At 70.3% G+C, this 25,036-nt stretch carries 20 protein-coding genes; 13 read left to right on the top strand and 7 right to left on the bottom strand.

Translation table 11 applies throughout. From position 1 onward, the window contains the following. Window positions 1–62 precede the first annotated feature (62 nt). The 6 genes from D4740_RS04015 to D4740_RS03995 form a co-directional block, all read right to left on the bottom strand. Window positions 63–707, bottom strand: coding sequence for a TetR/AcrR family transcriptional regulator (locus D4740_RS04015; protein ID WP_119835671.1), 645 nt, complete (start codon window positions 705–707; stop codon window positions 63–65). 187 nt (window positions 708–894) lie between these two features. Then, a complete protein-coding gene (locus D4740_RS04010; protein ID WP_119835670.1) occupies window positions 895–2,202 on the bottom strand; it encodes an MFS transporter in 1,308 nt (435 codons plus the stop codon). 143 nt (window positions 2,203–2,345) lie between these two features. Further along, window positions 2,346–2,636, bottom strand: a complete 291-nt coding sequence (locus D4740_RS13190; protein WP_310732071.1) for an AMP-binding protein — start codon at window positions 2,634–2,636, stop codon at window positions 2,346–2,348. 197 nt (window positions 2,637–2,833) lie between these two features. Further along, a complete protein-coding gene (locus D4740_RS13185) occupies window positions 2,834–2,944 on the bottom strand; it encodes a hypothetical protein (protein ID WP_259390677.1) in 111 nt (36 codons plus the stop codon). 85 nt (window positions 2,945–3,029) lie between these two features. After that, the gene (locus tag D4740_RS04000) at window positions 3,030–4,910 is read right to left on the bottom strand and encodes an AMP-binding protein (RefSeq protein ID WP_259390676.1); all 1,881 of its coding nucleotides are present in this window, start codon (window positions 4,908–4,910) and stop codon (window positions 3,030–3,032) included. A 249-nt stretch (window positions 4,911–5,159) separates the two neighbouring features. Continuing rightward, window positions 5,160–7,673 (bottom strand): DNA/RNA helicase domain-containing protein, encoded by a 2,514-nt coding sequence (locus D4740_RS03995; protein WP_119835669.1) that lies wholly within the window; start codon window positions 7,671–7,673, stop codon window positions 5,160–5,162. Window positions 7,674–8,000: 327 nt separating this feature from the next. Between D4740_RS03995 and D4740_RS03990 the strand changes: the two genes are divergently transcribed. After that, window positions 8,001–8,939, top strand: a complete 939-nt coding sequence (locus D4740_RS03990; RefSeq protein ID WP_119835668.1) for a PAC2 family protein — start codon at window positions 8,001–8,003, stop codon at window positions 8,937–8,939. 67 nt (window positions 8,940–9,006) lie between these two features. On the opposite strand, the gene D4740_RS03985 is transcribed toward D4740_RS03990, so the two are convergent. Beyond that, the gene (locus D4740_RS03985) at window positions 9,007–9,837 is read right to left on the bottom strand and encodes a spermidine synthase (RefSeq protein WP_396027221.1); all 831 of its coding nucleotides are present in this window, start codon (window positions 9,835–9,837) and stop codon (window positions 9,007–9,009) included. A gap of 161 nt (window positions 9,838–9,998) precedes the next feature. Between D4740_RS03985 and dinB the strand changes: the two genes are divergently transcribed. The 12 genes from dinB (at window position 9,999) to D4740_RS03925 (ending at window position 24,982) form a co-directional block, all read left to right on the top strand. After that, window positions 9,999–11,234 (top strand): DNA polymerase IV, encoded by a 1,236-nt coding sequence (gene dinB / locus D4740_RS03980; protein WP_119835667.1) that lies wholly within the window; start codon window positions 9,999–10,001, stop codon window positions 11,232–11,234. A 139-nt stretch (window positions 11,235–11,373) separates the two neighbouring features. Continuing rightward, window positions 11,374–11,754: a DUF3040 domain-containing protein gene (locus D4740_RS03975; protein WP_119835666.1), complete on the top strand. Its 381-nt coding sequence runs from the start codon at window positions 11,374–11,376 to the stop codon at window positions 11,752–11,754. 606 nt (window positions 11,755–12,360) lie between these two features. Continuing rightward, window positions 12,361–12,792 carry a division/cell wall cluster transcriptional repressor MraZ gene (gene mraZ / locus D4740_RS03970; protein ID WP_119835665.1) on the top strand — a complete coding sequence of 144 codons (432 nt, stop codon included), beginning with the start codon at window positions 12,361–12,363 and terminating at the stop codon, window positions 12,790–12,792. 176 nt (window positions 12,793–12,968) lie between these two features. Next, window positions 12,969–14,108 carry a 16S rRNA (cytosine(1402)-N(4))-methyltransferase RsmH gene (rsmH, locus tag D4740_RS03965; RefSeq protein WP_396027220.1) on the top strand — a complete coding sequence of 380 codons (1,140 nt, stop codon included), beginning with the start codon at window positions 12,969–12,971 and terminating at the stop codon, window positions 14,106–14,108. Beyond that, entirely contained in the window at window positions 14,105–14,590 is a 486-nt protein-coding gene (locus D4740_RS03960; RefSeq protein WP_119835663.1) for a hypothetical protein, read from the top strand. The genes rsmH and D4740_RS03960 overlap by 4 nt, the downstream gene beginning before the upstream one ends. Before the next feature lie 6 nt (window positions 14,591–14,596). Further along, entirely contained in the window at window positions 14,597–16,396 is a 1,800-nt protein-coding gene (locus D4740_RS03955; RefSeq protein WP_119835662.1) for a penicillin-binding protein 2, read from the top strand. Between the two features lie 135 nt (window positions 16,397–16,531). After that, entirely contained in the window at window positions 16,532–18,118 is a 1,587-nt protein-coding gene (locus D4740_RS03950; protein ID WP_119835661.1) for a UDP-N-acetylmuramoyl-L-alanyl-D-glutamate--2,6-diaminopimelate ligase, read from the top strand. After that, window positions 18,115–19,530, top strand: a complete 1,416-nt coding sequence (murF, locus tag D4740_RS03945) for a UDP-N-acetylmuramoyl-tripeptide--D-alanyl-D-alanine ligase (protein ID WP_243106960.1) — start codon at window positions 18,115–18,117, stop codon at window positions 19,528–19,530. The genes D4740_RS03950 and murF overlap by 4 nt, the downstream gene beginning before the upstream one ends. Beyond that, window positions 19,527–20,615, top strand: coding sequence for a phospho-N-acetylmuramoyl-pentapeptide-transferase (gene mraY / locus D4740_RS03940; RefSeq protein ID WP_119835659.1), 1,089 nt, complete (start codon window positions 19,527–19,529; stop codon window positions 20,613–20,615). The genes murF and mraY overlap by 4 nt, the downstream gene beginning before the upstream one ends. 140 nt (window positions 20,616–20,755) lie before the next feature. After that, on the top strand, window positions 20,756–22,345 hold the full coding sequence (gene murD / locus D4740_RS03935; RefSeq protein ID WP_396027219.1) for a UDP-N-acetylmuramoyl-L-alanine--D-glutamate ligase: 1,590 nt from the start codon (window positions 20,756–20,758) through the stop codon (window positions 22,343–22,345). Window positions 22,346–22,347: 2 nt separating this feature from the next. Then, window positions 22,348–23,712: an FtsW/RodA/SpoVE family cell cycle protein gene (locus D4740_RS03930; protein WP_259390652.1), complete on the top strand. Its 1,365-nt coding sequence runs from the start codon at window positions 22,348–22,350 to the stop codon at window positions 23,710–23,712. Further along, window positions 23,705–24,982, top strand: coding sequence for a UDP-N-acetylglucosamine--N-acetylmuramyl-(pentapeptide) pyrophosphoryl-undecaprenol N-acetylglucosamine transferase (locus D4740_RS03925; RefSeq protein ID WP_259390651.1), 1,278 nt, complete (start codon window positions 23,705–23,707; stop codon window positions 24,980–24,982). The genes D4740_RS03930 and D4740_RS03925 overlap by 8 nt, the downstream gene beginning before the upstream one ends. Window positions 24,983–25,036: the final 54 nt, after the last annotated feature.

Genomic DNA, 25,036 nt, shown 5'->3' with positions numbered 1-25,036 from the left:
GCCCATTCCACGACCTTGGTGACGTTTTACGACCCCGGGGTCGTGCAATGTATGGGGTGCGGCTAGCGGTAGTCGTCCCAGACCGGGGAGGGGAACAACACAGCCTCCCAGCGCGCCCACTCCTTGGTCAGGGAGATGGGCGGGCGGCGGAAGAAGCGGATCTGCGCCCCGTCCATCGCCTCGATCGCCATCTCCACCAGCGGCCGCATCGTCTCCCAGCCGCCCGCCGCGACGATGTCGGGTGGCAGGCGCCAGGTAAAGGTGGAGTAGTGGTCCCACACCTGGTCGGGGCGGTTGATGAAGTGGTCGTAGGCGGGGTGGCGCGGGTCGGTCGCCTCCACGCCCAGCGTCATATAAAGTTCCATCAGCTCCGGGCGGGCCTCGTTGAAGGCCACCAGGTAGCGGAAGTAGGCCGGCAGGCTGATGCCATCGGGATGGGTGGCCGCCGGGTCGCCGGAGTCGATGAAGTCCTGCGGGGTGCCCTGGCGGTCGTAGCGGTTATCCAGCAGCAGCTCCAGCAGGCCGTTCTTGGTACCGATGTAGTGCAGCAGTCCCGCCTGGGTGATGCCGACGGCGTCGGCCACCTCCTGCAGCGACAGTCCGTTAAACCCGTGCTTGGCCACCAGTTCGGTGGTGACCTCCACGATCTGCTCGCGCCGCTGGGCGGCGGTCATGCGGTGACGCTTGGTGGAGGACGCTAGCGGCATGTGCCGATCCTATGGCCAGGGCTTGTCAACTGTCTGAATCCGGGACAAACGCACCCGCAGCGGTGGCCGCCCTACTGCGGGTCGTTGAGATCGTACGGTTCTACAGGTGGTTGAGAAGCGTCCGGCCGGCGTTTGGCCCGGGTGGCGACAATAAGGCGCGCCCGGCCGGGCGCGTGCGAGGTTGCGCTCAGCGCACCGAGCGGATCGCCAGGATGGAGATACAGCCAATCAGGGCGCAGGCGATGGATACCGGGAACACCAGCGTGTAGGCACCGGTGATGGTGACGATCGTGGAGGTGATCACCGGCCCGGACATCTGGCCGAGGGTGGTGGACATGTTGAGGATGCCCAGGTCCTTGCCGGCGGTGTCGGGGTTGGGCAGCACGTCCACATTGAGGGCCTGGTCCACCGAGTTGTACACGGAGTAGCCGAAGCCGGCGATGAAGGCGAACAGGTAAATTCCGGTTGTCGTCGGCATGATCCAGGGCATGAGCACACCCAGGGCGAAGCACATGGAGGCCATGACCACCGGCAGTTTGCGGCGCCGCAGCAGGTCGGACAGTGGGCCGCCAATGAAGCCGCCGATCAATCCGACCACCAGCGTAATCGTGGACATCAGCGTCACGGTGGCCGCGGACTCCCTGGTAGACAGGCCCAGGTAGTCCTGGATGATGTAGAGCTGGTAGGCGTTGATCATCTGGTACGAGACCAGCATGGTGAAGCGGCCGAAGAAGGCCTTCCAGAAGTCGGCCGCGCCATGGATCGGCAGGATGAAGGAGCGCAGGAGGTCAACCAGGCCCCCCGCGTCGGTGGCCTCATTCACGGGGGAGCGCTCGCGCGGCCATACCGCAACGGCGAAGATGCCGGCGATGCCCATGAGGATGCCGCCGAGGGTGAATCCGGAGACGGAGGCGCCAGATTCGGAGATGAAGCGGGCGCCGACGATCGCGCCGATCGGGTAGCCGATGGAGACGCCGACGCCCCAGAAGGTGGACATGGTGCCGCGAATTGTCTCCGGCACGCGGTCGGACAGCACGGCGATCGCCGGGGCCAGCATCATGTTGAGGCCCACCATGCACACGCAGTAGATGAAGGTGATGGCGCTGGCGTTGGTCAGGATGCCGATGGCGAACAGGCACAGGCCGCCGAGAACGCCGCCGCTGACCACCCAGGGGCTGCGCTTGCCGAAGCGGGAGCGGGTGCGGTCGGAGAGATTCCCGAAGATGAAGTTGGACAACAGCGACACCAAGGCGGTGACCGCGGATATGGATCCGAGCAGGGCGGTCGGGTTGTCGACGCCGATGTCCTTCAGGCGCTGAGGAAGGAGGACTGCGGCGATGGTGTTCAGGCCGATCGCCCACAGTATGGAGATGCCGAAGAAGCCGATGCCGAAGCGCACCATGGTGGCGCGCTGTAGCGGCAGGCCGGTGTCGGGCGCGAGATTGGAGAGGGCCGAGGTGTCTTCCTCGGCGGGGGACGCGGGCTGCTGTGCCATGTGCGTGGACCCTTTCATTGAACAGCGGTGTTCAACAACGGTCGTTACTTACTACTTAGTAAGTATAACAGGAATACTAATCCCTCGGTGGACGGTCTGTCAACAGGCGACATGTGGGCGGACCCGGCCCCGCCCTCGCGATCTCACAGTGGACGCCCGCCGCCCGCGTCATCCGCATAACGTAAAGGGTCGGCGTCTGTGGGCGGCCAGCACCTGGTCCACGTCGAACTGGGGGGCAGCACCTGGGTTGCCGCCTTGTGCACGGCACTGAGCACGTTGAAGGTCAGCCTGAAGGCTTGGAAGAACGGCAGGAGCGCCAGGAAGGTCTCCGCGCCCTCGTGCGGCATCGGCACCCGGTTCACGTTGGCCCGCAGGTTGGCGTGGGTCAGCAGCGCCGCCTTGGGTGTGCCCGTGGTACCGCCGGTGTAGAGCAGGACCGCGACGTCGGGGACCGCAGGGTAGGGGTGAGCGGTGGGTAGGCGCTGGGCTTGGGCTCGGGCGACCTCACGGTCCCAGCCCTTTCTCTCAGGCCACCAGCACCTGCGCGCCGTCGCCGACCAGCTGGCGCGGACCCCGGCAGCCGGGGCCAGGGGTTGTGCTCGGAGACGATCGCCCCCAGCCGCAGGGCCGCTTAGATGGCGACGACGTGCTGGGGACAGTTTGGCAGCAGCAGGGGCGCCCGGTCGCCGTGGCGCACACCGGCGCGGTGCAGCAGCCAGGCGGCACGCTCGGAGGCTTCCAGCAGCTCGGTGTGGGTGAGGGTGGCACTCTTGAAGTCCAGGGCGATCCGCTGGGGTAGAAGTCCGTGGCCGTCTCCAGCAGGCTGCTCACGCCGGAGTGCTGTCTTTGCCGGGCCTCTGGTCGTCCCTGTGTCCGGGCTCGGTACCGCCCTGGTAGGCCGGACCGTCCCCGGTCTGGCCGGTACCCCCAGCCAGGTGCCCCTTGACAGAGGTGACGGCCGCGGTGGCCGCCACCGAGGCGGCCTCGCGCGCAGCCAGCAGCTCCTCGCGCACCGCCCGGCGCAGGATCTTGCCGATCTGGGAGCGGGGCATCTCGGAGAGGATGGCGACCTGGCGCGGCAGGGCGTAGTGCGACAGCGTCCGGGCGGCCCAGTCGCGGACCTGCTCCAGGGTCACGTTCTGCCCCTCCTTAGGGAGGATGGCCGCGACCACGGACTCCCCACCCGCCTCGCCGGGCAGGCCGACGACGGCGACGTCCTCAACCTGCGGCATGGAGCGCACCGCCTCCTCTACCTCGGAGGGGTAGACGTTAAAGCCCCCTGAGATAATGAGCTCCTTGCGGCGGTCGGCGATGACGTAGAAGCCCTCCTCCTCACGCACCAGGTCACCGGTACGCAGCCACCCGTCCTTGGTCAGCACCTCTGCCGTCTCCTGCGGGTCCTGCCAGTAGCCCGGGAACACCTGCGGGCCACGGACCACCAGCTCGCCAATCTCACCGGGGGCCACCTCACGGTCGGGGTTGTCCGGGTCCACCAGCCTCGCCTCGGTGGAGGGATAGGGTATGCCCAGCGTCCCGGGTCTGCGCTCGGGCGAGATCGGATTGCCCAGGACGATGGGGGAGGACTCGGTCATTCCGTAGCCCTCGATGATGACACCCCCGGTGGCCTCCTCCCAGGCTTGGGCCACGGCCACGGGGTTGGGAGCGGCCCCGCAGACGGCGATCTTGCAGGAGGACAGGTCCGCACCCGTGGCTGCCGCCCGGGCCGCCAGCCGATCGAACATGACGGGGACTCCGGGGAAGAAGGTGGCAGGTCTGCGCCTCCAGGCCGCCAGGACCATGTCGGTGCCGAACTTGGGCAGCACCACCTGAGTGGCGGCCAGGCCCACGGCGCACAGCAGCGACAGGGACAGCCCGAAGGCATGGAAGAACGGCAAGACTGCGTAGAAGGTCTCCTGCCCCACTACGGTAGTCTGTGAGGCCCACGCCAGGCTCATCTCCGCGTTGGATCGCAGATTGGCGTGGGTCAGGCAGACGGCCTTCGGCGTGCCGGTGGTGCCGCCGGTGTACAGCAGGGCCGCCGGGTCCCCCGCGCCGGGCAGCGGGTGGCTGCTGGCCAGCGCCGGGGCTGAGGCGACCGCGTCGTCCCAGGAGCGGACTCCGGCAGGGACCCGGCCCCGCAGCTCGCGACGGCGCTCCCGGGCGGCGGCGACTGGCAGACGCAGCGCCAGGCGGCTGCGCAGGGGCAAGCCCCGTGACAGGTTCACGGAGTACACCTCCATGTCCGCAAGGCCGGCCTCGCGCAGGGAGCCGGTGACCTGGACCAGGCGCTCGAGGGTCTTCTCCCAGGCGATGAGCACGCGCCCCCGGTGGATACGTACCTGCTCGCGCAGCTGGGAGGCCGGGGCCAGGGGGTTGTGCTCGGCGACCACGGCGCCGATGCGCCACGCCGCGTAGGCCAGGACCACGTGCTGAGGGCAGTTGGGCAGCACCACCCCCACAACGTCGCCAGCCTGCACTCCCAGCCCTCGCAGGGCCTGGGCGGCCTGGGACACCTGATGGGTCAGCTGGCTATAGGTGGTGGTGGCACCCATGAAGTCCAGGGCCACCTGGTCGGGGAACTGCCTCGCGGCGTCGCGCAGCATACAGGACAGGGGCTCGGTGACCGGGGGGATGGTGGCAGGGACCCCCGGGGCGTAGTGAGGGGAGCGGGGGGCAGGTGTGCCGTCGCCGCGGGACTCAGGGGGCACGGGCGTGCTCTGGGTGCTCACGGTCTCTCCTTCGCTCAAGAACACGGGGTGGTGTCGGTACCTGCCCGCCGAGGCGGGCAGGTACCGAGGCAGGTACTGTGCCTGGCGCAACGCTAACCTACGGATGCGTAGCCTCGCGTCCCGTGGGGGGAGGAGGCGAATAGTGTGTCGTCACGCTCACGGACAGTGTCAGATGATGCCACGGTGGTCGGCGCGGCCGGTGGTGGTCGGTGTGGTCAGTAGCTGGTGTCAGCGGTGTCGTCCGTCCAGGCCCTGGGGCGGGGTGGAGCGGCACAGGACCCGCAGACGCCGTGTAGGCCGGGTCATGGCCACGTACAGGTCCCCCGGGCTGGCCGCAGCCAGGCGGTCGGGGTCCAGCAGGACGACGACGTCGAACTCCAGGCCCTTGGCCGCTGCCGCCGCCATGACCGCCACACGGGCACGCAGCACGTCACCGCCGGGTGCCTCCATGGCCTGAGCCAGCGCCGGGTCCTGGGCCAGCGCCTGGACCACCTGGTCGGTCTCCTGGTCAGCCTCCGCAGTGATGACGGCGAGGCGTCCACCACCGGGACCGGCCCAGGAGTCCAGGAGGTCACGCTCTTCGCTGACCGCGCTACGCAGCACCTGTGCCCAGGCCTGGTCGTCCTGAGCCGACCGGGTGCCGGAGAGGTCGTCCACGTGCAGGCAGTCAGGCAGGTCGCGCACGGAGCGCACCGGGTAGGGGGTGGGGTGCCCGAGCGCGCCGACCACGGCCTCGGCCGCCGCCATGATGGTGGCAGGGGTGCGGTAGCACACGCTGAGCACCTCCTGGCGCAGGGGCGCTGACCCCGACGTCTTCTTACCACTGTGGCCACGAGATCCTCGCGGGGGGCTCCCACCCGCCGAGGTCCCCAGCCCGGCCAGCGCCTCCTGCCAGCTGGCGGGCGCGTGGGGGCCGGAGTACTGGGCCAGGTCACCGACCACCGTGAAGGAGCGGACTGGGCAGCGGCGCGCCAGGGCCCGCCAGGCCATAGCGCCCAGCTCCTGGGCCTCGTCGACGACCACGTGCCCGTAGGTCCAGCTCCTGTCCGCGCGGGCGCGCTCCGCCAAGGTCAGGGACGGGCCTGTACCTTGGACCCGTTGGGCCAGCATCTGCGCGCTGACCATGCCGTTGCCCAGCTCCTGGGACTCAATGGCCTGGGCTGCGTAGGCCACCAGCTGCTCGTGGCGCTGAGCCTCCAGACGGGCTTGGTGGGCCTGGGCGTCCTCGCTGGGACCTAGTAGCTCGGCCAGCTCGTCCAGGAGAGGCACGTCGGCGGCCGTCAGGGCGGAGCCAGCAGGTCGTCGCAGGAGGCCGCGCTCGGTCGCGGTAAGCTCGGGGGCCAGCGTCTCCAGGAGCTGGGGACGCGTCCACAGCCGCTCCAGGAGCCCCGTGGGCGTGGTCGGCATCCAGCACAGATTGATCTCCCGGCGGGCGTCGCGTGCCGTGCGGATGTCCTCGCGGATCCAGGCGCGCGTGTCAGGGTCCGAGACGTCTTGTCCCGTGGCGGCCGCGTACTGGTCGGTCAGCCTCTCCAGGAGCCACAGGACGAAGGGCTCCCTGGCCTGGTTGTGGGGCTTACCGGAGCGCCGGGCCCGCGTGGCCGCCTCACGCACCTGTGAGGGCTCCAGGACCAGGCTGGTGCCCTCGACCCTGATAGTGCGCGGCCCGTCAGGAACCCGCTGCAGACTGCGCACCGCGCGACGCAGGATCTCCACCCACGCGGAGCGCCCCTTGATCTCTGCCGCCTGTGCAGGCTCGGTGCCGCGCGCCCGCACCCCGGGCAGGAGGTCGGACATGGTGGTGGAGACCACCCCGGTCTCTCCCAGCGAGGGCAGGACCTGCTCGACGTATCGCAGGAACGTCGGCGAGGGGCCGACCAGCAGCACCCCGGAGCGCTCCAGGCGCTCGCGCTCGGAGTAGAACAGGTAGGCCACCCGGTGCAGCGCCACTGCGGTCTTGCCCGTGCCGGGACCGCCCTGGACGACGAGGACGCCCCTGCCGCCGGAGGTGACGACCCGGTCCTGCTCCGCCTGGATCGTGGCCACGATGTCGCCCATGCGGCCGTCACGTGCCGCGGACATGGCCGCGATGAGCGCCCCCTCCCCTTGGAGGTCCTCCTCCTGCAGGTCGTGGGTGCGCCTCCCGCTGCCCCCGTCATCCTGGTGCCCGTCCTTCCCGCCCAGGGCGGTGACGTCGATCAACTCGTCCTCCACCCCCACCACCGTGCGGTCGCGGGTGTCAATGTGGCGGCGGCGCACCAGGCCCATCGGGTCGCGTGCAGTGGCCTGGTAGAAGGCGCGGGCCAGAGGAGCGCGCCAGTCCAGGACTACCTCGCGATGCGCAGAGTCCTGCAGCCCGGTGCGGCCTATGTAGTGGCGTGCGCCGCCGCGTGTGACGGGGGAGGAGCCTCCTGCTGCCTGGGCGGCCTGGGCCGTCATGTCCATCCGTCCGAAGACCAGCCTGGACTCCACTCCTTCCAGGGAGGAGACCAGGCCGGAGTAGTGGACGGCGTAGGCGTCGCGCTCACCGCGCGACTGGTGGGTGCCGGAGACCTCCTGTGCCTCGGTCTCGGCCAGGGACCGGCGGGCCCGGTCCAGCTGGCGGTCCAGTTCGGCGTAGGCGAGGTCGACCACCTGCTGCTCGGTGTCGAGCTCGCGGCGACGGGCGGCCTCAGCAGACTCAGCAGATGCTGGCTGTCGGGGTCCCGGCTGGTCGCCTGAGGAGGGTGGTGTGTGACTCACGTGGCCTCACTGAGGGTCAGGGCGGACGGAGCGCGGTCAGGCTGGTGGCAGCAGAGTGTGCCGCCGTCCGCACGGTATACACGGTGCACGGTGCCGTAGCCTCCCACGGCACAGGGACGCCCTATTATTCTCCTGCTGCTGTGGCGGCGGGAAAGCCGACGGCGAACAGCGGCCGTCGCTGCCTGGTGTGCCGGGAACACATGGGCGCCTCGGCTTGTTCGGCCTACAGACGGCGCTGCTCGTCTAGGCTTCGAGCAGTACGGGTCGCCCCGCAGCGGTCCGACCAGGCAGCACCACACGAGGAGACACGAGGAAGGAGGCAGATCTGTGAGACCACTGTTCAGCGTGCAGCACCCAGCGGACCAGCCGGTCTCCCCGCGCGTCCTCATTCACTACTTCGAGGGGGCCATGGACGCCGGCAACGCTGGGTCGCTCGCTGTCGAGCAGCTCCTCATGACGCTTCCCAACGAGCGACTGGCGACCTTCGACGTCGACTCCCTTGTGGACTATCGTGCCCGACGACCGGTCATGACCTTCACCCACAACACCTACAGCTCGGTGTCCATGCCTGAGCTGGTCCTGGACCTTCTTCACGACGACAACGGGGAGGACCTCCTGCTCCTGCACGGCACCGAGCCCGACTACCGGTGGGACGAGTTCGTCGGCGCTGTCGCGCACCTGGCGGTGTCCATGGGTGTGAGCCAGGCGGTGGGTATCGGTGGTATTCCCATGGCCGTGCCCCACACACGCCCGACCTACGTCCACTTCCACGGCAGCCAGCCGGACCTCCTGCCCACCCAGGCCGAGATCTTCGGCCACGTGGAGCTTCCTGGCTCACTGGCGGCCTACCTGGAGATGCGCCTGGGTGAGCTGGGGCTGGACTCCCGGGGAGTCTCGGCTGCTATCCCCCACTACGTGGCCCGGGACGAGTTCCCGCAAGGAGCCTCGGCGCTGCTGACAGCCGTCGTGCAGTCCACGGGGCTGGCTCTGCCTGTGGGAGACCTGGAGGCGGCCGCCAGCGCTAATCGTGCCGAGATCGACGCCGAGGCCGCCCAGCAGCCGGAGGTCTCCGCCGTCGTGTCGGCCCTGGAGGCCCAGTACGACGCACTGGCTCCGCGGATCTCGGCAGCTGACGCCTCCGGCGCGGCCCCGGTGCTCGACCTGCCCAGCGCGGATGAGATCGGTGCCCGGCTAGAGGCCTTCCTGGAGGCCAACGAGTCCGGCGACCTGGGGCAGCAGGGCTGGAGCCCCAGCCCAGAGGGCTGAGCTCCTGCTGCCCGACCGGGCTCGCTCGGGGTCCCTCAGCGTCCCTCAGCGACGGGGCAACGCAGTCTCAGCCACGGGTCAGCGGGAGGTCTGCGGGGTCCCAGGCGCGTACGGGGAGGGGCAGGCGTCGCACCGCACGGTCGATCTCCTCGCGTTCGCGGGTGCTGTAGGGGTCGCGTCGCGCGACGGTCACGACGTTTCCCTGTCGTCTGCCCCTAGCGGCAGCAGCGTCAGCCACCACGAGGACACCTCCGAAGATCGCGGTGAGGACGGACAGCTCCTGGTGCAGCGGCGCGCGCGGGGTCGACAGGGAGTTGGTCAGCAGCAGTCCCCCCGGTGCCAGGGCGGAGGAGCAGGAGGTGAGGAACTTCTCGGTGCGGCAGAAGTCCGGGACCTGTCCGGCCGCGAACACGTCACGTACCACGACGTCCCAGCTCCCGGCGTCCAGGGTATCCACGACCTCGGCCGCGTCGCCGACCCTGATTCGTAGCCGAGGTGAGCGTGGCAGGTCGAACCACTGCCGTACCAGACGGGCCAGTACCTCGTCGATCTCCACCGCCAGCTGTCGGGACCCTGGCCGAGCCGCGTCCCAGGCCCGAGCGAGCGCGCATCCCGCTCCGCCCAGGTGCGCGGCCCGGACTGCTGCCTCCGGGCCGCGCAGCACCGTCAGCACCGCGTCCATCTGCTGGTGGTACTCAAAGTCCAGGTGGGCGGGGTCACGCAGGTCGAGGTAGGAGGACTCCGCGCCGTCCAGGAGAAGCAGCACCCCGGTGTCCCTGACGACCAGCTCGGCGGTGGAGCAGGAGGTGGTGACAGGCCCCGAGGGCAGCGTCTGCACAGCGTCGGGCCTGCGGGACTGGCGGGACACGACCCCCTTGAATCCGCGCTTACGTGTCACAGGGACAGGTTAGCCTGGACGAGGATGCCGCGTGCGGGGTGCCTGCCGGGGTGCGCTGCGGAGTGGACGCGGTCGTAGCGTTGTCACCGGCTCTGAGGAGGGGCGCTGTCGGCGGTACCGCTGCGGCTGAGGAAGAGATTGCGGATAGGGAGGTGAGGGTCATGAGCAGGGCTCCGCGGGCGGAGTCAGCCCGTCGCTCCTGGGGGGAGGACGACTCCGGGACCCCAATCCTGCACGTGGACATGGACGCCTTCTTCGCCTCCGTGGAGGTCATGGAGCATCCTGAGCTGGAGGGGCGGCCGGTCGTCGTCGGGGGCTCCCACGGACGTGGCGTGGTCTCTGCCGCGTCTTATGAGGCTCGTGCCTACGGCGTGTCCTCGGCCATGCCCATGGCGGAGGCGCTGCGGCGCTGCCCCCAGGCCGTGGTGCTGCCCGTGCGCCACGAGCTCTACAGCCAGGTGTCGGCCAGGGTTATGGCGGTGCTGGCCGAAGTGACCCCTGTCCTGGAGAGGGTCAGTGTGGACGAGGCCTTTCTGGACGTCTCGGGCGCCAGGCGCCGCATGGGCGGCCCCGTCCAGGTCGCTACCTGGATCCGTGAGCAGGTGCGCGGCCGCGTAGGGGTTCCCGCCTCGGTCGGGGTGGCCTCCACCAAGTTCGTCGCCAAGCTCGCCTCGGCCCACGCCAAGCCTGACGGCCTGCTCCTGATCCCGGCTGAAGCCACCAGGGACTTCCTGGACCTGCTCCCCGTGGAGGCACTGTGGGGGGTGGGTGCCAGGAGCGCGCAGGTGCTCCAGCGCTGGGGTATCAAGGACGTGCGGACCCTGGCCGCCACGGACGTGCGCCGTCTGGAGAAGATCCTCGGTACCGCTGCCGGGCGGCATCTTCACGACCTCTCCCACGGCATCGACCCCAGGCCTGTCAACCCGGTCCGTGAGGAGAAGTCCGTCGGTACCGAGACCACCTTCTACTCCACTATTACCGACCGTGAGCACGCTCGCCGGGTCCTGCTGGACCAGACCCACCAGTGCGCCGCCAGGCTGCGCGCTGGGTCTCTGCGCTGCCGCGTCGTGGTGCTCAAGGCCCGGGGGGCGGACTTCACCACGGTGACCCGCTCGCGGACCCTGGCCGTGCCAACGGACCTGGCCCGTGACGTCTGGCAGGCACTGGGCGGTCTCTTCGACGCGCTGCCCACGCCCCCCGGAGGCTTCCGCCTGCTGGGCGTTCGGGTCGAGGGACTGTTCCGCGTCCAGGAGGGTGTCCAGCTCCTCCTGGACGAGGACCCCCGATACGGCGCGCCGGAGAGGGCTGCGGACGCCGTGCGCAGACGCTGGGGCGGGCAGGCCCTGAGGCCAGCCAGCCTGCTGCCCCCGCCGACCTCACCACGTCCCGAGGGATGACCAATCTGGCTCCCAGGTTTTCCCGGGGCACAACAAGGCCTATCCTGGCTGTGGCGGAACAGCGGCCCCAGCCGACCGCGTAGACCGTCCCGCTACGACGCACACGACTCCACCCCCTGGCTCAGAAACGAGGAGCACGATGGCACTGTCAGAGCGAGAGCAGCAGGTCCTGCGTGATCTGGAGTCGCAGCTCCACCAGGAGGACCCGGGACTTGCCGACACGATGGACAGCAGGACGACTGGGCCCCTGCGTCTGTCCCCCAGGCACATCGGGGCCGGAGTCGCCCTGGTGCTAGTGGGGATGAGCCTGGTCGTCGGCGGTGTGGTTGTGCGTAACAGCGTGATCTCTATCCTGCTGGGTGTCGTCGGCTTCGGGATGGCCGTCTGGGGTGTCACCCTCGCCCTGACGCGTGTGGAGGCCGGTGGCGGTCCTGGGTCGTCCCGACGTCCCTCACGGCGTTCCTCCTTCATGGACCGTCAGTCGCAGCGGTGGGACCGTCGGCGCGGTTCTCAGGGCTGAGCGAGCCGTGCCTGACGGGGGTGACGTGTGCGTGCCCCCGAGCAGGTGTCCCTGGGTGCCGTGCGCACGCTGCGTCGGCATCGAGTGATGTGTACGCCCTGACCGGGTGCGCCGGTCGTTCCTGTGTGGTGCCGGGTATCGCGTCTCCTCCCTCCACTGTCCTCCACCCGGTCGGCCTCCCTCCACCCGGTCGGCCTCGCCAACGTGCCCGGTAGACGTGGAGGCTGCGGGCTCCCTCCCGCAGCCTCCACATGAGTCCCGCGTGAGAACCTCGCCTGTCCCCGGACCCCTTCCCGGCTCCCTCGATCCCTAAACACCCAGCCTGTCCCTCTTACCTGTCCCTCTCTGATGCCTTTTCCTGACCCTTCCTGACCCGCCCGGGCTGGGGCGTAGTCGTCCCGGCTCTCCTGCGCCCGGTGCCCGGAGAGGTTGGCCGTGACTGGCGTGTCGCGTCCCCCTCCACTTCCCTCCACCACGGCAGATCCGCTTGATCTGGCGGAAGACGACGTCGTGACGTGACAGCCTTCCCGCACGGCGTGGGAAGGAGGGGAGGAAAGTGGAGTAAGGTGGGGGCCAGGGGAAAGCCGAGGGGAAGGAGGTGTCCCGTTGTTCCTGGGCACCCACGCCCCAAAGCTGGATGAGAAGGGCCGCCTCATCCTGCCTGCCAAGTTTCGTGAGGAGCTGGCTGGCGGCGTGGTGATCACCCGAGGTCAGGAGCACTGTCTGTACGCGTTCACCTCTGCGGAGTTCGAGCGCATGTACGCACAGCTCCGTGAGGCACCTCTGGCCCAGAAGCAGGCACGCGACTACATCCGAGTCATGCTCTCAGGAGCGGACTCCCAGGTTCCGGACAAGCAGGGGCGGATCACCCTCCCCGCTCAGCTTCGCAGCTATGCCGGGCTGAGACGGGACCTGGCCGTTATCGGGGCAGGGGCCCGGGTGGAGATATGGGACGCCACTGCCTGGAGCGACTACCTGGCCGCTCAGGAGCAGGTCTTTGCCGACACAGCCGAGGAGATCATCCCCGGGTTCTTCTGAGACGCCCCGACGGTGACCCGCCTGACGAGGTCTCCGCCCGATGCCGAGTCCGGCACCTCTTCCCCGGTGCCGGAACCACGGGAGGAGTCCTGGCCAGGTGGCTCACCGGGGCGGGGGCCTTGGCCCCGGCAGGACAGACCAACGTAGCAGGAAGACAGCCGGAAGGAGGACATGCCGTGACCGCTGCTGGCACTACACGCCTACCACCACAGCCGCTGCAGGCGGAGGATGTCGCCCGTCGGCACGCTCCCGTCCTCCTGGGGCGCTGCCTGGACCTCCTGGAACCTGCCCTGGCTACCGCGGACGCCAACGGGGAGGCGGGGCGGGGCGCACCGCTTATGGTCGACTGCACCCTGGGCATGGGTGGGCACACCCAGGCAGCCCTGGACCGCTTCCAGGGCCTGCGTGTCATCGGTATCGACCGCGACCCGCAGGCCCTCCGCCTGGCCCAGGCGCGGCTGGCCCGCTACGGGGGACGTTTCCTCGCTGTCCACGGTACCTACGACCAGGTGGCTGAGATCGTGCGGGAGCATGCCCCCCTCCTCGCAGGTGCAGCCGACGGCACTGTTGACGCCGTCCTCATGGATCTGGGCGTGTCCTCCCTCCAGCTGGACGAGGCCGCCCGCGGTTTCGCCTACTCCAGGCCCGTGCCCCTGGACATGCGTATGGACCAGACCACTGGTCCCACGGCCCGTGACCTCCTGGCAACTGAGGACGCGGCCAGCCTTACCTGGATCCTGCGGGTGTACGGGGAGGAGCGTTTCGCCTCCCAGATCGCCCGGGCGGTGGTGCGTCGCCGTGAGGCGGGGAACCCGGTGACCACCAGCCAGGACCTGGCTGACCTGGTCCGCCAGGTGGTCCCGGCGGCGTCGCGCCGTAGCGGAGGCCACCCCGCCAAGCGCACCTTCCAGGCGCTGCGCGTCGCCGTCAACTCCGAGCTGGAGATCCTGGAGACCGCGGTACCGCGGGTACTGAACTGCCTGCGGGTCGGTGGGCGCGTGGTGGTGGAGTCCTACCAGTCCCTGGAGGACAGGATCGTCAAGCGGGCACTGGTGTCAGGCGCGACCACCAGAGCGCCCCACGGTCTTCCCGCCGTCCCGGACTCCGACCGCCCCTACCTCGAGCTGCTCACCCACGGTGCCGTCAGGGCTGGTCCCGACGAGGTCGCGCTCAACCCGCGGGCGGCATCCGTGAGACTGCGGGCAGCGGCCCGCACCAGGAGCGTGCAGGAGGCGCCCGCACCCGAGCCCCGCGGCGGCCCGTATGCGCGCCGTACAGACACCAGTAACCGACGAGGAAAGGCCGGCAAGAGATGAGCGCAGCCGCGACAGCGCGAGCAACCCGTCCCGCTGCGACACGTCGTTCCGCAGTGTCCTGGGGCGGCTCCCTGGTAGCAGGTGAGGGCGACGCCCGTGGGCTCCAGCACGACGAGGCAGGTACCAGTCGTCCTCGGCTGCGTGTGGTCACAGGAACCGCCCCCGCACGCACCACCCTGCCCTTCCTGGCGATCATCATCCTCGTCCTGGCGGGAGCGCTGGTCGCCTCCATGCTGCTCAACGCCCGCATGGCTGACACCGCCTACCGGATGAAGGAGGCGCAGGTCGAGCTCAACGTCCTCAACGACCACGTGGAGACGCTGCGCACCGACGTCCAGGAGGCCTCCGCCCCGGACTCCTTGGCGACCCGTGCCTCCGAGCGGGGTATGGTCCCGGCGGGGGCGCCCGGAGTGGTGGACCTGGAGCGCTCCACGCTGACGGAGGGCTCCCCTGCCACCGATGACGCGAACCAGGCGGGGTAGCCTGCGGTGAACCCTTCTCGTCGCCAGGCGCTGCGGCTGGCAGGAATCGGCCTGTTCGGTCTTCTTGCGAGTCGTACTGTCTACATCCAGGCCGTCGCCGGACCACAGCTGGCAGCTCGGGCCAAGGCGGAGCGGACCGTGAGCTGGGTCAACCGTGCGCGTCGCGGGGACATCACGGGACGGGACGGGACGGTGCTGGCCTCCAGCGCCGTCACCTACGACGTCGGAGTCAACCAGCAGGCTGTGTCCCAGTACGAGCAGGTTGAGGAGCAGGCCGACGAGGCTACCGGCGGCACGCGAGAGGTCGTAGTGGGCTACGGGGCCGCGGCCGCCGCGGCCCAGCTGGCTGCGGTCCTGGACCAGGACCCCTTGGAGCTGGGGGCCGCGCTGGTTGGTGACTCGTCCTACTCAATCATTGCCCAGGAGGTCGATCCTGACACCTGGCGCCGGATCAAGGCTCTGGGGATACCCGGTGTCGAGCCCGATCAGCGGACCCGGCGCACCTACCCGGCGGGCAACGTCGCCGGCAACGTCCTGGGCTACACCTACGAGGGCGACAGCCGCCAGCTGATCGGCTCCGCCGGCCTCGAGCTGACCCAGGACGACCTCCTGACCGGTACCGACGGGCGTGGCAGCGAGGAGATCGGCCGTACCGGGGCCATCATCCCCACCGGGGACCAGCAGGACGACGAGGCGGTACCCGGCACCACCGTGCGCACCACCCTGGATCCGGACCTGCAGTCGATAGCCCAGGCCGCGATCGACAAGGTGGTTGCCCAGGAGTCGGCGCTGTGGGGCGTCGTCGTGGCCGTGGAGCCGGCCACTGGCAAGGTGCTTGTCCTAGCCGACTCCGGCTCTGTGGACCCCTCCGACCCGGCGGCGACCGCCGAGGAGGACCGTGGCGCGCGCAGCGTGGAGGCCGTCTTCGAGCCCGGAAGTGTCGGCAAGGTGGTGACCTTCGCGACCGCCCTGGAGGAGGAGGCCGTCACTGCCGAGGAGACGTGGAACGTGCCCTACACCTGGACTGCCTCCAACGGCCAGTCCTTCCGGGACTCCCACCCTCACGACCACCAGGTCCTCACAACAGCCCAGGTGCTGGCGGAGTCCTCCAACGTCGGTACGGTCCAGGTCGGCGAACGGGTCTCGGACGAGGCTCGATACTCCTGCATGGAGAGGTTCGGGTGGGGGGCGCCCACCGGGATCGAGATGCCCGCCGAGTCCGCCGGGCTGCTCACCTCCCCGCAGGATTGGGACGACCGCACCCGCTACACCACCATGTTCGGGCAGGGGATCGCCTGCACGAGCCTCCAAGCCGTCCAGGTGCTGGCGACCATTGCCAACGGTGGTGTGCGGGTCGCGCCACGGGTCATCGACGCCTGGATCACTGCGGACGGCGAGGAGACCACGCAGACGGTGCCCGAGGGGGTACGCGTCATCAGCGAGGAGACGGCCGCCACGCTCACGGATATGCTCATCGGTGTCACCCAGGAGGGTGGCACCGCCGAGGCGGCCTCCGTTGACGGCTACCTGGTGGCGGGCAAGACCGGTACCACTGAAATCCTCACTGAGGACGGGACGGTGGCATCCTTTGTCGGCTTCCTGCCAGCCAAGGAGCCCGCTCTGGCGATCGCCGTCATCGTCTACCGCCCCAAGGGGGTGTACGGGGGCACGGTGGCCGCTCCCGTGTTCCGTGAGGTGGCCCTGGCGGCCATGCAGTCCCTGGGAATCGCCCCCGACCCCGCAGTCGTTGCCGGGGCCGCGGCACAGGGGGACGGGGAGCAGGTTGACGGTGTGGACGCGCGGTGACCGGGCTGCGGTGCGGGACAGCACGGGGCAGGAGAGGTAGAAGAGGCGGACGTGACAGCAAGCACCTCCGAGATGCGTCACTGATACTCCATCTGTGGGGGATCGACATCCGGGCTCGCGATAGATTGAGGAACTATGACCAACCACGCCTACGAGTCGGCAGCCTCGCTGCGGCCGCAGCACAACGCGCCCACTTCGCTAGAGGTGCTCGCCCAGCGCCTGGGCGCCAGCCCTGCGACTGACCAGGACGCGGCCGCCCTGGCCGGGCTGGCTGTGGCCGGGGCCTCTGTGGACTCCGCGGACGTGGCACCTGGGGAGGTCTTTGTCGCGGTGCCCGGGTTCACTGCCCACGGTGCCCGGTTCTGCGGTCAGGCCGTGGCCGACGGCGCTGTCGCCGTGCTGACCGACCCTGACGGGGTGTCCCTGGCTCGTCAGACGGCTCCCGGCACCCCGGTCCTGACCTGCCCCGACCCGCGGGCGCTCGCTGGGCCGCTGGCTGCTGAGATCTACCACCACCCCGCCCGGCAGCTGGTGACCACGGCTGTGACCGGGACCAACGGCAAGACCACCACCACCTACTTCCTGGACGCGATCCTCACGGCGCACCTGGGGTCCACCATGCTGGCCGGCACCGTCGAGCTGCGTGTGGGCGGCTCCCGGGTGGAGTCTCCGCGCACCACCGTCGAGGCCCCGGTGCTTCACAGGATGTTCGCCCTGGCGGCGGAGCAGGGGGTGGGCGCGGCCTGCCTGGAGGCATCCAGCCACGCTGTCGTCCTGCACCGGCTGGACGGAACGGTCCTGGACGTCGTCGGCTTCACCAACCTCCAGCGTGACCACCTGGACTTCCACGGCACCATGGAGGGATACCTGGAGGCCAAGTCCCGGCTGTTCACCCCGGAGCACGCGCGCCGCGGGGTGGTGTGCGTCGATGACGAGTGGGGCCGACAGCTGGCCGCCTCGGCGGCCGTGCCGGTGGAGCGGGTACGGACCTACCCTGGTGACGCGCAGGCGCAGTGGTGGGTGAGCGACGCCGTCGTCTCCCTGACGCAGGCCGCGACCACTTTTGTCCTCCACGGCCCCGACGGGCAGGAGCTCCCCGCCTCCTGTCCGCTGCCCGGCGCCGTCAACGTGCAGAATGCCGCCCTGGCCCTGGTCATGGCCCTGTGTGCCGGGGTCCCGGCGCAGACCGCGGTGGAGGCGCTGGCGGGCGCCCACGCCGTGCCCGGACGGATGCAGCGCATCAGCCAGCGTGACGGGACCCGGGGGCTGTGCATCGTGGACTTCGCGCACACACCGGACGCCCTGGAGCTGGCGCTGCAGGCTGTGCGGCCTATCACCCCGGGGCGTCTCATCGTGGTCTTCGGCTCCGACGGCGATCGTGACCAGGGCAAGCGCCCCATGCTTGGCGCGGTAGCCGCCAGGCTCGCGGACGTCCTCGTCGTCACTGACGAGAACCCCCGTAGCGAGGACCCCCAGTCCATCCGTGACGCCGTCCTGGAGGGGGTGCGCTCGGTGCGTCCGGACCTGCGCGACGTCGAGGAGGTCACGACCTGGCGCGGCGACGCCGTGCGTCGGGGTGTGGAGCTGTGCGGGCCGCAGGACACTGTCATCGTCACAGGCAAGGGCCACGAGCCCTTCCTGGAGGCCGGGGGCGAGTTCATCCGCTACAACGACGCCCCGGTCATGGCCCAGGCCGTCGCCCAGAAGTGGCCCCAGGCATGAGCCGCACCCTGGCGCAGGCTGCTGCTGTCGTCGGCGGAAGCCTCCTCGGACCTGACGCGGTCGTGGACGGACCGGTGGTTACTGACTCCCGGCAGGCTCGACCCGGCTCGCTCTTTGTCGCGGTGCGCGGGGAGCGCACTGACGGGCACGCCCACCTGGCCTCGGCCCTGGAGCGAGGGGCCGTGGGTGCGCTGGTGAGCAGCCCTGAGGCGGGTGCCGACCTGCCCCTGGGACTCGTGGTGGTCCCCGACACGGTAGAGGCGCTGGGTGCCCTGGCCCGTGCCCACCTGGAGCACCTGCGCAGTGCGGCCCTGGCTCGAGGCAGCCGCCTGGACGTGGTGGCGATGACCGGGTCGGTGGGCAAGACCACCACCAAGGACCTGACGCGTCAGGTCCTGGCCGCCTGTGGTCCTACCGTCGCGCCGCGAGCCAGCTTCAACAACGAGATCGGGCTGCCGCTGACGGTGCTGGAGGCTGACGAGGCCACGCGCTACCTGGTCCTGGAGATGGGGGCCTCCGGCCCCGGCCACATCGACTACCTCACCGGTGTCGCGCCCCTGGACGCGGCCGCCGTCCTCATGGTCGGCCACGCGCACATGGGCGGCTTCGGCTCCATCGAGGGCGTGGCCCAGGCCAAGGCAGAGATCCTCTCCGGCCTGCTGCCTGGGGGCACGGCCCTGCTCAACGTCGATGACCAGCGCGCTGCGGCTATGGTCACCAGTGCACCCGGACCGGTCCTGACCTTCTCAGCCAGCGGAGGCCGCGCTGATCTGCGCGCCAGCGACGTCGTCGTGGGCCAGGGAGCCCGGGCGTCCTTCACTCTCAGCCTTCCCGGGCTCGCCGAGCCCCGACGGGTCCACCTGGCTGTTCCCGGGGCGCACAACGTCTCCAACGCGCTGGCCGCGGCCGGGCTCGCGCTGGCTGCCGGGGCCGCTCCCGAGGTCGTCGCCGACCAGCTGGGACAGGTGGAGATCGAGAGCCCGCACCGGATGGACGTGGCTGTGCTCGGGGGTGACCTGCTGCTCATCGATGACTCCTACAACGCCAACATCGACTCCATGACCGCAGCCTTGGCAGCCTTGCCTGCCCTGGCGGGACAGCGGCGGCGTGTCGTCGTCGTCTCGGAGATGCTGGAGCTGGGTGGGGCCTCGGTGGCAGACCACGCTCGGACGGGCCTGCTGGCGGCCCAGGCAGGGGCCAACCTGCTGGTAGGCATCGGAGCGGGGACGGAGCCGGCCCTGGAGTCGGCCCGGGCTGAGGGCGTGGAGGCCGTCGGCCTCGCCGACGCCCAGGAGGCTGTGACACGGTCCAGCACGTTGCTTCGTGACGGCGACGCCGTCCTGATCAAGGGATCCCACGGCTCCGGCGCCTGGCGCCTGGCCGACCACCTCAAGGAGGCTCGCCCCCGATGACCGCCATCCTCGTCTCCGGCCTTGTCGGCCTGGTCGGCACACTCCTGGGGACACCGCTGCTGATCCGCTACCTCCAGGTCAAGGAGTACGGGCAGTTCATCCGCCAGGACGGCCCGCAGGGGCACTTCACCAAGCGTGGCACCCCCACCATGGGTGGTGTCGTCATCATCTTGTCCACGGTGGCGGGCTACGCCCTGGCCAACCTGAGCGAGCTGCGTACTCCCCGGGCCTCCGGGGTCCTCCTGCTGTACCTGGTCGTGGGGCTGGGGCTCATCGGCTTCCTGGACGACTTCGAGAAGATCTCAAAGCAGCGGTCCCTGGGCCTGCGGGCCTGGCAGAAGATCGTCGGCCAGGCCTTCATCGGCATCAGCTTTGCGGTCATGGCCCTGCGCTTTACCGACCGTGACGGCGTCGCCCCGGCCTCGACCCGGGTCTCCTTCGCCCGGGACACCTCCCTGGACCTCGCCTTCGCCGGGGCTCTTGTGGGCCTCCTCCTGTTCATCTTGTGGGCGAACTTCCTCATCACTGCCTGGTCCAACGCGGTCAACCTCACCGACGGACTCGACGGCCTGGCAGCGGGCGCCTCCGCCATGGTCTTCGCTGCCTACACCCTTATCGGGGTGTGGCAGACCAACCAGTCCTGCCTCTACGGGCACTCCGACGTGGTGGCCACGACCTGCTACCAGGTACGCGACCCCCGGGACCTGGCCATGGTCTCCGCAGCGCTCATGGGGGCCAGCTTCGGCTTCCTGTGGTGGAACGCCTCCCCGGCCAAGATCTTTATGGGGGACACCGGATCCCTGGCGCTGGGGGGAGCCGTGGCCGGGCTGTCGATCCTGACCCGTACGGAGTTCCTTGCCGTGGTCCTGGGAGGGCTGTTCCTGGCCGAGGTCATGAGCGACGTCATCCAGATCGCCTCCTTCAAGGCAACCGGCAAGCGTGTCTTCCGCATGGCTCCACTCCACCACCACTTTGAGCTGGGAGGATGGACCGAGGTCAACGTCGTGATCCGCTTCTGGATCATTGCCGGCCTGTGCGTCGTCGCGGGGCTCGGCCTGTTCTACGCGGAGTTCCTCGTAGCCTGAGTACTCTGGGCGCGGCCGTGCCGCGGCACCCACGTCGGCGGGCCGCGGGGCGTACCGACGCCACCGCGTTCAGCACGGTGTTCAGCACAGTGCTGACAGTGTTGACCACAGCCAGGACCAGCAGGAGGGTGTACAGCACCGTGACCACCGCAGCGACCAGCAGTGTGCCCCCGCAGCGGCCTTCTCGGACCACCGGCCCGGTCGGCAGGCCGCTGCGCCAGGACCTGGAGGGTGCCCGCGCTGGCGTCGTGGGCCTGGGGCGCAGCGGCCGTGCTGCCGTGGAGGCGCTGACCACCCTGGGTGCGCAGGTCCACGTCTTCGACTCCCGGGAGCCCTCGGTCGAGTCACTGGGGAGCACGGTGGCGGGTGTCACCGTGGGTGACGCGGAGGCGACGGCGCGGGCGCTGGAGGACAGCGACCTGCAACTGGTCGTGGTCTCTCCGGGAGTTCCCGCCACCGGCCCCGTCCTGAGGACGCTGGCCCGTGTCGGCACGACGACGTGGAGCGAGGTCGAGCTCGCCTGGAGGCTCCAGCAGGACTCCTCCCGCCCGGACGTGGCCTGGCTGGCGCTGACCGGTACGGACGGCAAGACGACCACCGTCTCGATGCTCTCGGAGATCCTGGGCCAGGCGGGCCTGAGGGCACCCGCCGTAGGCAACATTGGTAGGCCGGTGACTGAGGCGGTCCTGGAGGGCGGGGCGGACGCCCTGGCTGTCGAGCTGTCCAGCTTCCAGCTGCACACGACGACGAGCATCTCCCCGCTGGCCTCGGCCTGCCTTAACCTGGCGCCTGACCACCTCGACTGGCACGGGGACCTGGAGGCCTACGCTGCGGACAAGGCCCGTGTCTACGCCCGGACCAGGGCCGCGGCGGTGTACAACGCCGCTGACCGGGCCACTGTCGACATGGTCGACAGGGCCGACGTCGTGGAGGGCTGCCGGGCGGTCGGGTTCACTCTGGGTGCCCCCGCCCCGGGCCAGGTCGGCGTGGTGGACGGCCTGCTCGTGGACCGCGCCTTCCACTCTCGTGGACGCTCTCACGCCGTCGAGCTGGCCACGACCCTGGACCTGGCCCACCTTGCACCGGGTGCAGCCGTGGACAGGCTGCCCGGGCACATCGTGGCCGATGCCTTGGCTGCGGCGTGCCTGGCCCGTGCCGGCGGCGCCAACGAGGAGGCAGTCGCCGCGGGGCTGCGTGCCTACAGCCCGGGGGCGCACCGCAGCGTCACCGTGGCCCAGGCGCACGGGGTGACCTGGGTGGACGACTCCAAGGCCACCAACCCCCACGCGGCACAGGCGGCGCTCAGCGGCCTGCCTGCCGGTAGTGCCGTGTGGGTCGTGGGGGGCGACACCAAGGGCGCCCGGTTCTTCGACCTTGTCTCCGCGGTGAGGTCGCGCCTTCGCGGTGCGGTTGTCATCGGACGGGACCAGACCGACGTCCTGGCGGCTCTGTCGGCACAGGCTCCCCAGGTGCCGGTGCGGCAGGTCCCTGACGCCCCGCCTAGCGCCCTGATGCGCGCGGCGGTGAGCGAGGCCGCCCGCCTGGCCCGCGCTGGCGACACGGTGGTCCTGGCTCCCGCCTGCGCCTCCTGGGACCAGTTCTCCTCCTACGCCCAGCGCGGGGATCTCTTCGCCTCCGCGGTGAGCGCGCTGGTGGAGGAGTCGGGTGACGCCGGGGACCTGTCGGGAGCCGGGGGGCGTAGCCGGGGGCAGAGGAGGTGCCAGGAGTGAGCGTGCCTGTCTCACCGCCGAGGCTGCGTCCTGCTGCGGCTCCCTCCACGTCGGCAGGCCACGTCGGCCAGGACCTGCCTGGTAGCGAGGGGCTGCGGTCCCGGTTGCGGCGGTGGAGGCCATGGAGCGGCTCCTGGAGACGGTCCCGGCCCGACGACGACCGCGGCGCCGCAGGCGGGAGGGGCCGCCGTGGGGGGGAGCAGGCGACACTGACCTACTACGCGCTACTGCTGTCCACCCTGGTCCTGCTGACCCTGGGGCTCGTTATGGTCTTCTCGGTCCAGTCGGTGACGGTGGCCGCCACGGGGGGCAACCCGTACACGGACTTCGCCAAGTACCTGGTCTTTGCCGTCGTGGGTGTCGTGGGGATGCTCGCGCTCTCCCGGGTGCCCCTGTCCTGGTTCCCAAGGCTGGCCTGGGTGATGCTGGTGCTGACGATGGGGATGCAGCTCCTGGTCTTTTCTCCCGTCGGCGTGAACGTCTACGGCAACCGTAACTGGATCCAGGTTCCCGGGATCGGCACCGCCCAGCCCTCGGAGCCGATGAAGCTGGCCCTGGCCCTGGCCCTGGGGACGCTGGTGGCCTGGTACGCCCAGGGTCGCCGAGGGCGAGCGGTCATGGCCGGGTGGGTGATGGTGGCCTTGGCTGTCCTCAGCGTCATGGCTGGCCAGGACCTGGGAACGGTGATCGTCCTGGTCCTCATCGTTGCGGGGGCGCTGTGGGTGGGCGGCCTGGCCCGGAGGTGGTTCGCTGCCCTGGGCTGCCTGGGGCTGCTCCTTTTCATGACCGCCTCCCTGCTGTCGGTGAGCCGTCGTGCCCGGATCCTCGCCTGGCTGCGTCCCGACGGCGCCGACCCCACTGGTGTGGGCTACCAGCCGCGCCACGGCCAGTGGGCGCTGGGCACGGGAGGGTGGTTCGGGGTCGGCCCCGGTTCCTCGCGACAGAAGTGGGGCTATCTCACCCAGGCGGACTCCGACTACGTGTTCGCGGTGCTGGGGGAGGAGTTCGGCCTGCTGGGCACCCTGACGGTCATCGCCCTGTTCGCGGTCATCGGGGGCTGCTGCCTGCGGACCATGCGGCGGCATACGGATCCCTGCGTGGTGGCCACCGCCTCGGCCATCGGTGCCTGGGTGGTGGGCCAGGCTCTCATCAACATGATGGTCGTGACCGGTATCCTTCCCGTCCTGGGGCTGCCCCTGCCCCTGGTCAGCCGGGGCGGGACCGCTCTGGTCTCCGTCCTGCTGGCCATGGGCGTCCTGCTGGCCTTCGCTCGTCACGAGCCAGGCGCCCAGGAGGCCCTGAGATCAAGCCCCGGCGCTCTGCGCCGCACCCTGTCGGTGATCGTCCCGAGGAGGAACCGTGCCTGAGCCTGCTGAGTCCGCCGACACCGCTGCCGCTTCCGGCCCTGGCGCGCCCGGTGCCCGGCCGTTGCGGGTCCTTCTGGCGGGAGGCGGGACTGCGGGGCATGTCAACCCGCTGCTGGCCACCGCAGCGGCGCTGCAGGACCCCGGCTGCGGCGGGGACCCTCGGACCCGGGTCCTGGTCCTGGGTACCCGGGAGGGTTTGGAGGACCGGCTGGTGCCCGAGGCTGGTCTCGACCTCGCCTACGTCCCCCGGGTCCCCTTGCCGCGCCGCCCCAGCGGGGACCTGCTGCGGCTTCCGCGACAGATGGGTCGGGCGGTCGGCGCGGCTGCCGAGGCCATTGAGGCCATCGGCGCGGAGGTGGTCGTCGGGTTCGGCGGCTATGTCGCTACTCCCGCCTACCTGGCAGCCCGCAAGGCGGGAGTGCCCGTCGTCATCCACGAGCAGAACGCCCGGCCCGGGCTGGCCAACCGCCTGGGGGCCTCCTGGGCCAGAGCGGTTGCCCTGACCTTCGCCTCGACACGGCTGTCAGCCCGGCGAGGACGCACCGAGGTCACAGGCCTGCCCCTGAGGCCCGCCGTGGCTGACCTGGTGGCCGCGCGCGCCACGGAGGAGAAGGCCTGGCAGGCCCGCCAGGAGGCTGCTACGGCGCTGGGGCTGGACCCCTCGGCCCCGGTGCTGCTGGTGACCGGGGGCTCCCTGGGCGCGCAGCGGCTCAACGAGGTGCTCGTTGAGGCCGTCGCTGCCGACCCGCCACGTCTGCCCGCCTCCCTTCAGGTTGTCCACCTCACCGGCCGGGGCAAGGACGCCCCGGTGCGTGAGGCCCTGGCCCAGGCGGCTCGCACCGAGGGGGGAGGGGACCTGGAGGAGCGCTACCACGTCCTGGACTACCTGACCACCATGGAGCAGGCCTACGCGTGCGCGGACGGCGTGATCTGCCGCTCGGGCGCAGGCACGGTGGCCGAGCTGACCGCCCTGGGGCTACCGGCCCTCTACGTGCCCCTGCCGGTGGGTAACGGGGAACAGCGTCTCAACGCCGCCGACGTCGTGTCGGCCGGAGGCGGGCGGCTGGTCCTCGACGCCCGGCTCACCGTGGACGACGTCCTGGACTTCACGGCGGTGGTGACTGATCCCCGACGGCGCGGCGCCATGGCCCAGGCCGCGGCCTCCACAGGTGTGCGTGACGCCGCTGCCCGGCTGACGGCCCTGGTGCGGGACAGCGCCGGACGGACGGGCGACGTGGACGTGACCTCGGGAGAGGACGAGCCGCGCTAGGTGCGGGTCTGCGGGTAGCCGGCGTAGGACAGCCAGGCAGGAACCTGAGGGAGA

Origin of the sequence: Actinomyces sp. 2119 (genome assembly GCF_003591215.1) — a bacterium.
In the GTDB taxonomy this organism is placed as follows: domain Bacteria; phylum Actinomycetota; class Actinomycetes; order Actinomycetales; family Actinomycetaceae; genus Actinomyces; species Actinomyces lilanjuaniae.
This window is presented reverse-complemented; position numbering and strand designations above follow the sequence as displayed.